Source organism: Sporosarcina sp. P7, from assembly GCF_002743425.1.
Taxonomy (GTDB): Bacteria; Bacillota; Bacilli; order Bacillales_A; family Planococcaceae; genus Sporosarcina.
The window spans coordinates 1-14,132 of sequence record NZ_PDZF01000025.1; the positions used below are offsets into that span (position 1 = coordinate 1).

Here is a 14,132-nt window from a genome sequence, read left to right on the forward strand (position 1 = left end):
CACCCTTGCGTTGAGCTAACTGTTACTTCTGCCTTCACAGTTCGGGACTTGCACCCTATAGACTACACCCATGCTGGGCGCACATTAAAAAAGGTATGAAGGTGTCTTCTCCTTCATACCTTTTGAGGTTTTGTACCAGCCTCTTGTTAATAGTAAGAATTAAATAGTGAATGATTGCTGTTTCCAGAGGATATCTAAAATTTCTTCCATACGGACTGAGGTTATTTCTTCGTTCGAGTTGATCCAGACAACTTCATTTTCTATACCATGCAACTTTCCTTTGATACTGCCTTTTTCCGTGATGATTTCTAATGGAGCATATAATTCTTTACGGAATGGGTGGTGCAAGTACTCTAATTTTTGGCGGATCAGTTGAGTAGCTACTAATTCGTTTTCAATCTCTGGCGACTCTTGCACCGACACATTTTCCGTAACAGGTAAGACTACGGGGCCCTCTGATCCTCTTGAGTGTTCCGGCTCGAAAACGGATGTGCTTTCTTCTTCAACTATAGGTATATACCGATATTTTCTAATAATCGGGCTGGAGATGAACAGCAACGGCTTTTCATTACGCATTTTCATCACTTCCTTTTAGTTAGCATATGTAAGTAAAGCGCCTAACGTTCCGAAATAAAAAAAAACAGTATTCCTAGTTCATAAAGAACTAAGGAATACTGTTGCAAGTCCTAGATAAATGACGACACTGATGACGTCGTTGAGTGTAGTAATAAATGGCCCTGAGGCAACAGCCGGGTCCACTTTAAGTTTATGCATAAATAACGGAATAAATGATCCCGAAATGGTGGCAACGAAAATCGAAACCATCATCGCTGCTCCTACTAGTAATGCAATCACCAGTTCATGCTTCCAGATAAAGATTAATAAGACGACGAATATCGCACAAATCAAACCTGTAATAATTCCCGTGCCTGCTTCTCTTATTAGTAACTTCAACTTACTTTCATCTTCAATATCACGTGTTGCGATACCACGAACCGCAACAGCAAGTGACTGCGTTCCACTATTTCCGGCAGTTCCGGCAATTAAGGGGATAAATGCTGCTAATAGAGCAACTTGGGAAATCGTATCCGTAAATAAATCAATTAAGTTTGCTGTCAACATTCCGAGAACCAATAAAATCAGTAGCCATGGAATTCGTTTTTTGGCAGCAGAGAATGGATTTTTATCAAAAGTATCCATTGTCGAAACACCGGCAAGCTTAGAATAGTCATCCGATGCTTCCTCATCGATTACGTCGATAATGTCATCGACTGTGATAATCCCTAGTATATGTTGCTGGAAGTCGACGACTGGAACAGCTAGGAAGTTATAATCCTGAATCGTTCGAGCGACATCTTCTTGGTCGTCTGAAACGGATACGCTGACGAGACGATCACTCATAATGGAGCGGATTAATGTATCTTCATTGGCAATTATTAAGTCACGTAACGAAACGACCCCAGTCAAACGCTGGTAATCGTCTACAACAAAAATATAGTAAATGGTCTCAGCGCTTGGTGCTTCACTACGCAAAATCGTCATAGCGGAACGAACTGTGGAATTCTCGGAAACCGTGACGAATTCCGTCGTCATGATCGAACCGGCTGTATATTCTTCATAGTGTAGTAATGCTTTAATTTGAAGCGCCGCTTCTTTATCCATCAACGTTAAATAGCTAACGACTTTCTTTTTATCTAGTTCTTTCAGGACATCTACCGCATTATCCACAAACATGTATGAAATCATCTCTGCGGCGTATGTCGCGTCCATCTCCTCAAGGAACTCTTCGTATTCATCTTCCTCAATTTCACTTGTTTCAAATATTTCAGCAAGTTCTTTTGGTGATAGATAAAAATACATCAATTCACGAAGCTCTGCACCCACTTCTTCATAAAAAGTTGCTCGATCATACGGATGAAGTACCAGATATTCTTGTCTGAACGAATGAATATCCTCGTTAATCAGTAATTCTCGCAACTTCACCGCATCCAAAACGATTTCACTTCTCATTTGTTCTGGTTGAGTAGTCATGATTTCACACCTTCCCTTCTGCACATACGATACGCTTAAACGTACTAATTAGTTACTATAAAACGTTCTGACTGCTTTGCATTAACAGAGTTGTGCTGTTTTTCGAATCCGCACACTTGCTGACTTTGCCGTAAATAGTATTGCATATCTTCCGGCAACGGACTAGTAAAGTGCATTCTCTCTTTCGTGAGTGGATGAAGTAAACTGATACCAGAACAATGCAATGCCTGGCGTGGGAATACATCCCGGTTTGCCCCGTATAAATCATCACCTACAAGTGGATGTCCGAGCCATTGCATGTGCACACGAATTTGATGCGTACGACCTGTATGCAACGTCAAGTCTATGACGGTAAAATAGTCTATTTCATGACGATAATGTGCAGTTACTGATACATCTGTTTTTGAATACTGACCATCATCCCGTACCATTCTCTCAATAATACTACCTTCTCTTCTGCCAATCGGTTGTTCAATAGTCAAGAATGGCGTAGTAATTATGCCTTCTGAGAATGCAGTATAGTGGCGTTGAAACAAATCTTGCGCCATTTGTTTGCTTAATAGATGATGGATATGGCGGTTTTTCGCCACACAAATAATACCTGACGTATCCGTATCAAGACGTGTCACCATATGAGCAGTTGAAAGAATACCTTCTCTATCAAATTTTCCACAGACAAAATTCGCAAGCGTTCCAGATGGATGATTGCGAGATGGTATCGTACTTTGTCCAGCGGGTTTATCAAGCACCAAAAGAGTTTCATCTTCATACAAAATGGATAAGGTACCTTCTTGTGGAATCAAGCCATCACTCACCTGTTCAGGAGGGAATAATACTGTCACTTGATCATTCGGCTGTAATTGATGACGCACGTTTTGAGATTTCCCATTCACCAATATCTCTCCACCGCGATATTTAATAGCAGTTAACGTCGTTTTGGAAATTTCATGCTGTGCCAAAAATTCACGTAGCAATCCACTTTTCTTCACAACGAATTGTAATTGAAACAGTGTATTATTTTTTCTTTTCATCATCTTCACGTTCATAGATTAAATCACTCGCGACAAATGACTCTTCTACACGTTTCCAGAATGGGAAAGGACGGAAGCGCGCAAAGCCCATTTTTTCATTGGACACTTTATATTCGATGGATTTCACATCTTTATGAAGGAGTTGCAAATGATCGACTGTCACCATGAAATCAGGACCTTTTACAGGCGTCAATGTACAGATATGATGATCGGGTAAAATGAGTGGAGATCCTACTGTACGGAATACGCGATTATTAATCGATGCCATTTCTGTCAATTGCATAGATGGCAATGAAGGATGGATAATCGCACCGCCTAGCGATTTGCTGTAAGCAGTGGATCCAGATGGCGTCGACATGCAAAGCCCATCTCCTCTAAATCGTTCAAAGTGTTCTCCATTTAATTCAACATCCATCACCAACGTAACTTCAGGTGATTTTACGGTAGATTCATTCAACGCTAAATAAGATGCGCTTTTTTCGGAATGACGATAATTGATCGTCACTTCAATTAAAGGATACTCGATGACTTCGTACTCTTGTCTTGCGATCAAGATCACCAGTTTTTCTATTTCAGAAGGTTTCCAATCCGCATAAAACCCTAAGTGCCCCGTATGAATCCCCACAAATGATGTCTTATCCAAGCGGTGAATATATTTATGGAAAGCATGCAATAGCGTTCCATCCCCACCGATGGACAACACAATATCCGGCTCTTCCTCATCATACTTCAAGCCGAAATCGCGCAAATATACACGTGCTTCTTTCATTAACTTATTGGATAGCTCATCATTTCGCGACTGAATTGTGAATTTCATTACATCACTTCCATTCTTCTTGTGAAATTCTTTTGCCATATATCAATTCACCTTTTCCAGCACCGGCTTGAATATTTCTTCTACAGCTGTACTGAATTCCTCGCCATAATTATCATTGCCTTCAATATTGAATATCAACGCCTGCAATTCGTCTGCAGCACCTGTTAAACGTATTTTCTGATCTTGCCAAATCAACACAGGTTCCGCTTGTTGCAGTAGCATATCGACTAGCCCACGCCAGCTGTCTCTCGGAAAATACGCATAACGATAGCCAGTCTCGTGATCAAATATATATACAAACGATTGATGATCTGTGTCTGTCAACATTTTTCCAGCTGGAGAACCTAACGGCCACTCTGCTTCTGGATTCAATATAAATTGAACTTCATTACCGTCGTTACGTGTATCAATGATTTTATTTTTCATGTTCAAGACATCCACTTCCTTAATTAAAGTCTTTACGTTTAGTCTACCATATGCCACACATAGTTGCATTTCGTTATTGTGCATTATGGTAAGAAAGTTGGTATAATGAATATAATAAACGAACCTATTTACGATCTTCAATAAACAGGAGGAAAAAGTATGAATCTCGAACCCATTAACACTCGGTTACTCCTTGAAATCAATACACTGCAAACTCTTGGAGCGGTTCAATCCTTCAGTAGTAATACACCGACCAGCTCCAATTCGTTCCAGATGGTACTTACGCAATTGTTGGAAGGCAATAACATTAGCGCTGAACTCGCAAAACAATCCGAGCAATTATTCAGCCAGGGAAGCAGCGTGTCTCCATTTGGTATGTCACAAAGCCCAATTGAAGTAGTTACCGCTGTATCAACAGCCACATCGTCGCCAGCAACTACTAATCCATACGCAGATATCATCAAACAAGCTGCTGATAAATATCAACTACCAGAAAAACTAATTGCTGCCGTCATCAAACAAGAATCCAACTTCAAAAGCAACGCAAAAAGTCATGCAGGCGCAGCCGGACTCATGCAACTAATGCCAGGTACGGCTAAATACCTCGGCGTGTCCAACCCCATGGATCCTCACCAAAACATCATGGGCGGAGCCAAATATCTACGCAACATGCTCAACCAATTCGGATCGAATGAAATGGCACTAGCAGCCTACAACGCGGGACCGGGGAACGTAAAAAAATACGGAGGCATCCCGCCTTTTAAAGAAACCCAGAACTACGTAAAAAAAGTCATGAACTACTACCACCAAATGGTGTGAAATTTCGCTGTCGTTTTTCGCAACGTATACCTATAACTACCCAGTGGTTTACAAGCCTAAGGCGACTTTGAATCAGATTAGCCAGCTAGTTGATCCGACTCGAGCGATCCAATCTGCTATATAACAAGAAACAAAATAAGTTCTTTTATTTGTATAGAAATTCGTTCGTTGATAGAATACAGATACAGATGCACGAAGGGGTGTGAATTCAATGACTCGAAAACCTGTCATCCCTTTTGAGGAGATCGGCGAGAAAAAATTACATGAACTGATTGAAACATTTTACGCAAAAGTGGCTGTTCACCCAGATCTCATTCCCATTTTTCCTGATGATTTATCCGAAACCATTAGGAAGCAAATACAATTTCAAACACAATATCTTGGCGGACCGAACCTATTCACGGAAGAGCACGGACATCCTATGATGAGAGCTCGACATAACCCTTTCCCTATAACACCTACACGCGCAGAAGCATGGCTAGCATGCATGGCTGAGGCAATGGACGACGTAGGACTGGAGGGTCCACTTCGGGAAGTCTACTATAAGCGCCTTGTCTTAACAGCCAACCATATGGTAAATAGGAACGAGGAGGAAGATCAGTGAACTATCTAACTGTTATTGATGATACGTTACACTTCTCTGCTTCAGTAAAGCCCATTGAACTCTATGTATTTCTTGATCCTTATTGTAAAGATTGTTGGTCACTGCAACCGTTGCTACGTAAAATGCAGGTCGAATACGATCACTATTTTACGTTACGCATCGCGTTAAGAACGCCTATGACAAAACTGAATCCACCTTCTTTACTTGATCCGAACGATGCAAAATCAACCAAGCGGTCAAATCCTTGTTTCCCTAATATTGCAGTAAAAGCTGCAGAGTTCCAAGGTAAGCGAGCTGGATTCCGTTACCTATCCTGTTTACTTGAGTACTCCTTCTTGAAGAAGCGTGACGTCGCGTCCTATTCAGTTCTCGTTGAAATTGCTGCACGCATTAATTTAGACGTAGATGAATTTATCGCGGATTTTACTTCTGAAGAAACATCGCGTGCTTTGCAGGTCGATATGTATTTAGGTAATGAAATGGAAGTGGACGAGGCACCAACCTTCGTTTTCTTCAATAGCAATATAGAAGACGAAGGATTGAAAGTAAGTGGCCTCTATGACTATGCGATCTACGAACAGATTTTAGAAGAACTAATTGGAGAACAACTTCTACCAGAAATGCCTCCTACTATTGATTTGTTATTCAATCGTTTTGATTTACTCACAACGAAAGAAATCGCAGAAATGTGTCACGTGACGGAAAAAGAAGCTGAACGCGAATTAAAGAAACGCTTACTAAAACAGGAAATCGAACGAATCCCTTTCCAAGATCGTACGTTATGGCGTAAAAAGCAACCTAATTGTTCGCTAATTAAATAGCACTTATACTAGTCGAAGCCCAACAATTTGTTGGGGCTTCGACTTTTTCACGTAAAAAATAAGAAAAGAGCATCCGCTCCTGGGGGGGAGTGAATGCTCTCTTTCAAAGGGAATGGGAGAAATGTTCACGTTCAAACAAAAGGGGTGTATGTTTGGTATGTGATTTATTCCACAATTATACCATATCATAAATGACTTAAAACTTCAACAAATTATAACAGTTTTCATCCAAATGTCATGGTCTTTGCGAATGTCTGTCGAAACATGCAGTCAAAAGTTACCCTCTTTTTGCCAATAACTGTTCCAGTTCTTCCAATCTCGCCTCAAATACCCGGCACGCTTCTTCAATCGGTTTTTCAGATGTCATATCGACACCCGCTTTTTTCAGTACTTCGATTGGATAGTCGGATGAACCTGCCTTTAAGAAGTTCGTAATATAACGTTCTACTGCAGGCTCCCCTTCTTCTAAAATCTGCTTGCTGAGCGCCACAGCCGCACTATATCCTGTCGCGTATTGATAGACATAATAATTCATATAGAAGTGAGGAATACGCGCCCATTCTAAACCGATTTCCTCGTCACTAACAATCGCATCACCATAATACTTTTTATTCAAAGCATAGTATTCTTCGGTTAACTTTTCAGCAGTCAACGGTACACCGTCTTGATCGAGCTGATGAATCAAATGCTCGTATTCTGCAAACATCGTCTGGCGGAACACCGTCGCACGGAATCCATCCAGCCAGTAGTTCAACAAGTAAATCCGCTGGTCTTCATCTGTCGTCACTTTCAATAAGTGATCATTTAGCAATGCTTCATTCACTGTTGACGCAACTTCCGCCACAAATATAGAATACCCACTATATATGAATGGTTGATACTTACGGGAATAATAGCTGTGTACACTATGTCCGAACTCATGCGCTAACGTAAACAAATTGCTTACATTGTCTTGCCAGTTCATTAAGATGTAAGGATTCGTTCCATAAGAGCCTGAAGAATACGCACCTGAACGTTTCCCTTTATTTTCACGCACATCAACCCAGCGATTATCCAGTCCTTCCTTTACAACAGCTCGATAATTTTCACCAAGCGGATGGAAGCTCTCGAGCATAGTATCTTTTGCTTCTTCGTATGTGTACTTCATCTTTGTATCTTCGACTAGTGGTGTATAGATATCCCACATATGAAGCGTATCCACATTCAATACTTTTTTTCGTAATGCTACATAACGATGTAATAAACCTAAATTTTTATTGATGGTAGACAACAGGTTTTCATACACTTGCTCCGGAATATGGTTATTGGATAATGCTGCTGCTCTTGCTGAGCTATAATTTCTAATTCTGGCGTTGACATTATGCCCTTTTACATTACCGCTTAATGTCGAAGCAAATGTATTTTTAAACTCTCCGTACCTTGAATACATTTCTTTAAAAGCCGCTTCTCGAACTTTTGGGTCTTTGCTCTCTAAAAATTGTGAATAACGACCATGTGTCAATTGAACGTCATTTCCATCTTCATCTTTGACTAAACCAAAAGTTAGATCGGCGTTATTTAACATACTGAATGTTTCGGAAGATTTTCCTGTCACTTCAGATAACTGCGCGATTAATTGCTCCTGTTCTGAAGACAGAACGTGAGCGCGTTCTGCATTCAACTCTTCAAATTCCTGTTTATATAAACGCAAGCCTTCATGCGACTCAATCGTTTCGTTCAGTTGCTTTTCATCGATCGAGAGTAATTCTGGAGTGAAATAGGATAATGCTGTAGATATTTTCACGACTAACGTTCTAATCCGACCATCCATTGCCTGATAAAAACTGTTCGTCGTATCCTGATCTGTTTTAAGATGCGCATAAGTGTACAATCTTCGTAGACGTTCTGCCAACTTATCACGATATGTTAACGCTTCAAAAAGTGGACGAGCTCCATTTCCTAGAGTGCCTTTATACTGTTCTGCTTCTTTAGCCATCTCTTCAATTTTGCTGTACTCTTTATCCCATTCTTCATCAGATGAAAATATATCTTCCAAGCGCCATGTTTCCTCTTCAGATACTTCATCGCGCATCAATACTTTGTGATCATTCGTCAATCCAATTCCTCCTCCTGCATTTACCGTTATTTGATTCTCTTGTATTTTCTCAATTCTTGGCATGCATTGCAAGAAATCGCCCTGATAGTATTTCCAGCACAAAATCTTTACCCATGAATTGATCCAATCGATAGATATCTATGCGACGCTCTTTCAAGAAATCCACATAACTTTGACAGGCTTCCAATTGTCGGCTTGACTCTCCTTCAAATGGTTTGACAAATGAATGAAGAATAGAGCGATTTAGTTGAAAGGGTGTATTCCTCGTTTGTCGGATAGCCGCGATAAGTAGTAATTGCCATTCACTATCAGACTCTGTAAATGCTGCTTGCCCGAATGTCGGAACGCCAATCCATGCGGGTAGTTGAATGGGCTGTACACGCAATTCATAACATGCACGCAAAAAGCGATGATGGATACCTCTTTGATTATACCCAATTACCGACCGAAGATACTTGCGGCGCGCAGATTGGTATTGACGTGTTAATTCTTCTATGTCTTTTGTGGATGGAGTAGCAGGAATAGCGAATGGAATCGTTTGATGTGCACTTCGCATGACGGAGTGACATACCACAAACGCAGTGCCTCGAAGATGGATGAAATGACTGAGGTAGTGAAATTGTTGCTTTAACGGATTGTACGTGATGAACACGGATAACGCTTCTTTAGTATGTGAATGAATGTGGCGGATAAAGTGTTGTTGGAATTGACTAAATCGATAGGTAAGGACAAATGATGAAGAGTCTTGTAGTTGCGTAGGTGTGAGTATGATCCATATAGGCGTCATTTTAGCGATATGGTAGCCAGCGTTACGTTCTACTATACGCGCAATAGGAATCGTACTGCACTGAAATTCAATAGGGACTTGCTCGTTTCGCCACGACACAAGCAGATCAGGACGTTGCCGGATGTCGCGCAGATAGGGTTCCATCTCTGTTGGTAGTTGAAGACGTGAAAATAGTTCATAAAGTTGGATTTTACCTAGTAGATGGGTTGGGGACTCCCCTTCTGAGAAACTATCACGGCAGGTGGTTTGCTTTAGATGAGCAAAGTGTGGGATCACAATATCGCCGACTTTTAGGAGTACTTGTTCTTTGCATTGAGGACAATGAAAGGTTTCGTTTTTACGCCACTCTCGTAAGTTGACTAGGGACCACTGCCGTGTTAACACGACTTGCTTCCCGCCACTTGTAAGAGCTGTTAACAAGGCCTTCACACTCCTTCTCTTTTATACTACGAATTTTCTGATTAGTTGGCAAGAGAAAGTTTCATGATTCAATCTTAAAGATGCAGGACGACAGCCTGTCTCGCAGTTATGCCTGCGCTACTGTAGGGAAATAAATTAGTTTGTGTTTCTAACAAATAGAAAACTAGCAACATTGTGATACCAACCATGAATTTCTGCTCACTTTTTGTTGGGGACGTCGCTCGACTGGTTGTTGGATACTAAAATTAGTGAGTGTATGCTTTCTTGACCCGCACAGGCACGTGGGGGATTGCCTCCAACCCTGAGCCAGCAGTTGTGCCTGTGCTACTTATTGGTAATGACGTAAGTTGTGGTTCTAACAGAAATAGAAAGAGCGACATTGTGATACCTATCACTTGTTTCTTGCGAGTGAAGTGTATGAACTGTCCTACACACTATCTAACGAAGGTGCCTGCTGTGGTAGGCGAAGTAAGGAGACAGAGACAGGCGCACTTCCTGTCTGTGGCTCCTTGCGAAAGCCATCCACTAGCGCCGAAGTGGGGGCAATGAGCATTACACTTACATTGTCAGCAAAACCATAATCCTATGCTCAAACACGAGCAGAAAAAAGCACGTGAAAGAACTACAACTCAGTACTGCTTCTTACGCACTCATGATAGAACTACAACCCTATCCCCAATCCTTTTTTTTTGATTAAATGAGTACTTGAACTAGTCCTACACACCATTTAACAAAGACGCTGCCAGTAGTTGGCAGAAAGAAAAAGGCTACCAAATTACCGGTAGCCTTTTAGAGTATTATGAAAAATATTTAGTTACTTGTTCAAATACGTCAGATCCCATAACTTCCTTGCCGTATTCAGCTATACGATGAATAGACATTTTAGACACTGCACCGTATTCCGTTACCATGCTGGCAATGTCTTTCGCACGTTTCTTCTCAATGAGAGAATAATCGAAGCGTAAGTTGAGATAATAACGATCCTCGAATGCGTATAGTTGCGAATCAAATTCGTCTTCGAGTGTAATCATCTTGCTAGCCAATGGTATGATCTGGTCAAATTCATTGAAAACAAATATTCTATCTGTCACTTGCAACTCTTCTTCATTTTCTTCTTCAGAATCAGTAATCGCATCGAAAATTGGATCGAACAATTCTTCTGGATCTTCAATTCCAAAAGGAAACTGTGATGATTCTGCGTTCTTCGGAAGATGCGCGCGAGTTACAATTACTTCAATGCCTTCATTCATCGCGTTAACTTGAATCCAAAGCGGTCCTTCTACTTCAAATTCCGTGTCGTCACCGAGTTCATCCATCATATCCCAAAAAAGCTCTTCGCTTTTGTCACGATTATACCAGACGTCTTCTTTACTAAAACCACGGGCTTCAATATCTCCATAGGACAGATTAAACTTTACCGTGTTTTCATTAATGCGCTCTATTTCCATCCCTTATCTCTCCCTTCTGTAAACAGGCCCTCCCCTGTTATATACTAATACACACTTGCAATGCTTATTACTACTATATGTCGACTTCGACGTTTTCGTAAGGGTTTATTGAATTTCATTTCATGTTATACGCATTGAAGTGGTTAAGCTAGAGGAACACAAGGGAATATCAATTCAAAAAAGCTGATAGGCACAATTGTATCCCGTGTCATCCCTATCAGCTTTTGTTATTAAGATTAGTTTACCATACGCCGCGCTTCGAGCAGCTGATAGGCTCTAACTTTTCTCGGTAGGAAACGACGAATCTCATCTTCATTATACCCTACTTGGAGTCTTTTTTCATCTAGAATGATTGGTCTTCTTAAAAGCCCAGGATGCTCTTGAATCAATTCATAAAGCCTTTGAAGTGGAAGACTTTCTACGTCAACATTTAATTTTTGAAAAATCTTGGATCGTGTTGAAATAATTTCGTCAGTACCGTCTTCAGTCATCCGAAGAATTTGTTTGATTTCTTGAATATTCAATGGTTCAGAGAAAATATTACGCTCTGTATAAGGAATCTCATGTTCCTCCAACCATGCTTTTGCTTTTCTACAAGATGTACAACTAGGCGATGTATAAAGTGTGACACCCATATATTGACACGTCCTTTCCTACGGTTCCGCTCATTAGATTTTGTATACTTGCAATTCATGTAATTCAATTTAGAATTATTATAATTAATGTCTATACTGTTCATTATACACATAATCATTCTCAATTAATATAGTTTTTCAAAAAAACTTTTTCGGAATTCACAATTTCTTGATTTTCAACATTCCAGTAGAGAATCATGCTGTTTTCTGCGATTAATGAACACCTTCTACTGTTATACCCAGGGTGGAAATGTTTTAAACATTTCCATTGTAAAAAAATGCATTCTCATTTAGAAAATAAATCTACTAATTATTCCCTCACTATATAGTACGTACAGATGTACTAAAAGGTTTCATATAGTGTTAAAGTTTTTTCATTATATCAAATCAAAGTTGCATTTTTTATAAGGTATCGATATAATCTTAAGCAATAAGTGAATGGCATTGAAGGAAATAGTATTTTTGTGGCGGTTTTTGTAGAGAGCTTGTATAAGGTGAAAACAAGTAAAGCTGCACGAAGAGAATGGGCTCCTGAGCTTGTTGGATGAAAACAGTACTCCATCACGTCTTCTCACGTTACGGGAATAGAGCGGCTATTTTTAGCAATTCGGGTGGTACCACGGTTACCTTTCATCAATCGTCCCTATTTACAGGGGATGACTGATGTTTTTTTATGCCATTTTTTTACGGACGACACAGACTGTTTCGTTCCAGTCGACAATTCAAAGGAGGATACATGCTTATGAAAACTATTTTTTCAGGCGTACAACCAACAGGTGTCATCACATTAGGGAACTACATTGGCGCGTTCCGTCAATTTGTTGAACTTCAAAACGACGAGGACTGTATTTTTTGCATCGTTGATCAGCACGCAATTACAGTGCAGCAAAATCCGGATGACTTAAAACAAGCGATCCGTTCATTAGCCGCTACGTATATCGCAAGTGGCATCGATCCAGAAAAATCCACATTATTTATCCAATCGGAAGTTCCAGCTCATGCACAAGCCGGATGGATCATGCAATGTATTTCGTACATTGGTGAACTCGAGCGTATGACACAGTTTAAAGACAAATCAGATGGAGCAGAAGGTGTATCTGCCGCACTTCTTACCTACCCTCCATTAATGGCTGCGGACATTTTATTGTATAACACGGATATCGTGCCAGTCGGTGAAGATCAGAAGCAACATTTAGAGTTAACTAGAGATCTAGCAGAACGCTTCAATAGCCGATACGGAAAAGTATTGACCATTCCGGCCGTTCGTATTCCTAAAAATGGGGCTCGTATAAAATCTTTACAAGATCCATTGAAGAAAATGAGTAAATCTGATCCAAATAAAAAAGCAACGATTACCATTTTGGACACACCAAAAGAAATCGAAAAGAAAATTAAAAGTGCAGTAACGGATTCTGAAGGTATTGTGAAATTCGATGTTGAAAACAAACCGGGTGTTTCCAATTTATTGATAATCGAATCTTCACTGAGTGGTGTAACCATCGAAGAACTAGAAGCGAAATACGAAGGCCAAGGCTACGGTGCATTTAAAACCGGTGTCGCTGATGCCATCAATACACATTTGGCGGGAATCCAAGAACGCTACCATGAATTGATCGATTCCCCTGAACTTGATGCAATCCTCGACCAAGGAGCAAAAAAAGCAAACACCATCGCTTCCGCCACCCTCAAAAAGATGGAGGCCGCGATGGGCTTGGGACGCACACGGTAAGCAGTAATAAAATTACCGCCGTCACCAACATCATAAAATCTGTCGACTGCAAAATAAAAATTAATATCTGTCGATAATTATAACCCAGTGCGGAATAATTTAAGTAAAACAACAAATTAGCAAGCGTTACTACAATGACACAATAACTACAAATAAACACAAAAAAACGCGTCACAGCCATCTCGTCCTTTTCCCTTTTCTTTCATCCTATGTTCAAACTGGGTGCAATTAGACGAGTCCCCTTGCCCACAACCAAAAAGACTGAAAACATCTCCTGGAATACCTTCCAAGGAGCATGTCTTCAGTCTTTTTTGTAAATTGATTCAATAAGGTTTGGAGTTTGATTTGTAATGCACTAATCTTCACTTGATAGAACAACACACTAGTTGACCGTAAGTGGAAGGCGGCGACTCCCTCTTGGAAATACGATAGTGACAAGGTTTATCGCGTTCTAAGTATGACCAAAAAA

13 protein-coding genes and 1 other annotated feature are annotated in these 14,132 nt (G+C 40.4%); of the genes, 4 read left to right on the forward strand and 9 right to left on the reverse strand.

All coding sequences use genetic code 11. From position 1 onward, the window contains the following. Positions 1–159: 159 nt before the first annotated feature. The 5 genes from CSV60_RS15220 to CSV60_RS15240 form a co-directional block, all read right to left on the reverse strand. Positions 160–576, reverse strand: a complete 417-nt coding sequence (locus CSV60_RS15220) for a hypothetical protein (protein ID WP_099637567.1) — start codon at positions 574–576, stop codon at positions 160–162. A 78-nt stretch (positions 577–654) separates the two neighbouring features. Continuing rightward, positions 655–2,031 carry a magnesium transporter gene (mgtE, locus tag CSV60_RS15225; RefSeq protein ID WP_099632625.1) on the reverse strand — a complete coding sequence of 459 codons (1,377 nt, stop codon included), beginning with the start codon at positions 2,029–2,031 and terminating at the stop codon, positions 655–657. A gap of 44 nt (positions 2,032–2,075) precedes the next feature. Then, the gene (locus tag CSV60_RS15230) at positions 2,076–3,077 is read right to left on the reverse strand and encodes an RluA family pseudouridine synthase (protein WP_233189650.1); all 1,002 of its coding nucleotides are present in this window, start codon (positions 3,075–3,077) and stop codon (positions 2,076–2,078) included. Further along, on the reverse strand, positions 3,046–3,879 hold the full coding sequence (locus CSV60_RS15235) for an NAD kinase (RefSeq protein ID WP_099632627.1): 834 nt from the start codon (positions 3,877–3,879) through the stop codon (positions 3,046–3,048). The genes CSV60_RS15230 and CSV60_RS15235 overlap by 32 nt, the downstream gene beginning before the upstream one ends. Before the next feature lie 42 nt (positions 3,880–3,921). Further along, the gene (locus CSV60_RS15240; RefSeq protein ID WP_143565352.1) at positions 3,922–4,305 is read right to left on the reverse strand and encodes a UPF0738 family protein; all 384 of its coding nucleotides are present in this window, start codon (positions 4,303–4,305) and stop codon (positions 3,922–3,924) included. A gap of 159 nt (positions 4,306–4,464) precedes the next feature. Here CSV60_RS15240 and CSV60_RS15245 point away from each other — a divergent pair, with 159 nt between their 5' ends. From CSV60_RS15245 to CSV60_RS15255, 3 genes are all read left to right on the forward strand, one after another. Further along, the gene (locus CSV60_RS15245; RefSeq protein WP_099632623.1) at positions 4,465–5,124 is read left to right on the forward strand and encodes a lytic transglycosylase domain-containing protein; all 660 of its coding nucleotides are present in this window, start codon (positions 4,465–4,467) and stop codon (positions 5,122–5,124) included. A gap of 211 nt (positions 5,125–5,335) precedes the next feature. Further along, the gene (locus CSV60_RS15250) at positions 5,336–5,728 is read left to right on the forward strand and encodes a globin domain-containing protein (protein ID WP_099632622.1); all 393 of its coding nucleotides are present in this window, start codon (positions 5,336–5,338) and stop codon (positions 5,726–5,728) included. After that, complete coding sequence (locus tag CSV60_RS15255) at positions 5,725–6,549, forward strand: DsbA family protein (RefSeq protein ID WP_099632621.1); 825 nt, start codon at positions 5,725–5,727, stop codon at positions 6,547–6,549. Before CSV60_RS15250 ends, CSV60_RS15255 begins: the two co-directional genes overlap by 4 nt. A gap of 277 nt (positions 6,550–6,826) precedes the next feature. On the opposite strand, the gene pepF is transcribed toward CSV60_RS15255, so the two are convergent. The 4 genes from pepF to spxA all read right to left on the reverse strand — a co-directional run bounded on the left by pepF (position 6,827) and on the right by spxA (position 11,934). Beyond that, on the reverse strand, positions 6,827–8,620 hold the full coding sequence (pepF, locus tag CSV60_RS15260; RefSeq protein WP_233189651.1) for an oligoendopeptidase F: 1,794 nt from the start codon (positions 8,618–8,620) through the stop codon (positions 6,827–6,829). Positions 8,621–8,693: 73 nt separating this feature from the next. Next, positions 8,694–9,851, reverse strand: coding sequence for a competence protein CoiA (locus CSV60_RS15265; RefSeq protein WP_158232967.1), 1,158 nt, complete (start codon positions 9,849–9,851; stop codon positions 8,694–8,696). 797 nt (positions 9,852–10,648) lie between these two features. Continuing rightward, the gene (gene mecA, locus CSV60_RS15270) at positions 10,649–11,299 is read right to left on the reverse strand and encodes an adaptor protein MecA (RefSeq protein ID WP_099632618.1); all 651 of its coding nucleotides are present in this window, start codon (positions 11,297–11,299) and stop codon (positions 10,649–10,651) included. A gap of 236 nt (positions 11,300–11,535) precedes the next feature. Beyond that, positions 11,536–11,934 carry a transcriptional regulator SpxA gene (spxA, locus tag CSV60_RS15275; RefSeq protein WP_009765721.1) on the reverse strand — a complete coding sequence of 133 codons (399 nt, stop codon included), beginning with the start codon at positions 11,932–11,934 and terminating at the stop codon, positions 11,536–11,538. A gap of 435 nt (positions 11,935–12,369) precedes the next feature. Continuing rightward, positions 12,370–12,582, forward strand: a binding site (T-box leader). Between the two features lie 94 nt (positions 12,583–12,676). Between spxA and trpS the strand changes: the two genes are divergently transcribed. Continuing rightward, positions 12,677–13,663, forward strand: a complete 987-nt coding sequence (gene trpS / locus CSV60_RS15280; RefSeq protein ID WP_099637569.1) for a tryptophan--tRNA ligase — start codon at positions 12,677–12,679, stop codon at positions 13,661–13,663. Positions 13,664–14,132 lie beyond the last annotated feature (469 nt).

Excerpts from the sequence above, each read along its gene's own strand:
- spxA (WP_009765721.1), bottom strand. The coding sequence starts at position 11,934 with ATGGGTGTCACACTTTATACATCGCCTAGTTGTACATCTTGTAGAAAA.
- CSV60_RS15250 (WP_099632622.1), top strand. The coding sequence starts at position 5,336 with ATGACTCGAAAACCTGTCATCCCTTTTGAGGAGATCGGCGAGAAAAAA.
- mgtE (WP_099632625.1), bottom strand. The coding sequence starts at position 2,031 with ATGACTACTCAACCAGAACAAATGAGAAGTGAAATCGTTTTGGATGCG.
- CSV60_RS15240 (WP_143565352.1), bottom strand. The coding sequence starts at position 4,305 with ATGAAAAATAAAATCATTGATACACGTAACGACGGTAATGAAGTTCAA.
- mecA (WP_099632618.1), bottom strand. The coding sequence starts at position 11,299 with ATGGAAATAGAGCGCATTAATGAAAACACGGTAAAGTTTAATCTGTCC.
- pepF (WP_233189651.1), bottom strand. The coding sequence starts at position 8,620 with ATGCGCGATGAAGTATCTGAAGAGGAAACATGGCGCTTGGAAGATATA.
- CSV60_RS15235 (WP_099632627.1), bottom strand. The coding sequence starts at position 3,879 with ATGAAATTCACAATTCAGTCGCGAAATGATGAGCTATCCAATAAGTTA.
- trpS (WP_099637569.1), top strand. The coding sequence starts at position 12,677 with ATGAAAACTATTTTTTCAGGCGTACAACCAACAGGTGTCATCACATTA.
- CSV60_RS15230 (WP_233189650.1), bottom strand. The coding sequence starts at position 3,077 with ATGAACGTGAAGATGATGAAAAGAAAAAATAATACACTGTTTCAATTA.
- CSV60_RS15245 (WP_099632623.1), top strand. The coding sequence starts at position 4,465 with ATGAATCTCGAACCCATTAACACTCGGTTACTCCTTGAAATCAATACA.
- CSV60_RS15220 (WP_099637567.1), bottom strand. The coding sequence starts at position 576 with ATGCGTAATGAAAAGCCGTTGCTGTTCATCTCCAGCCCGATTATTAGA.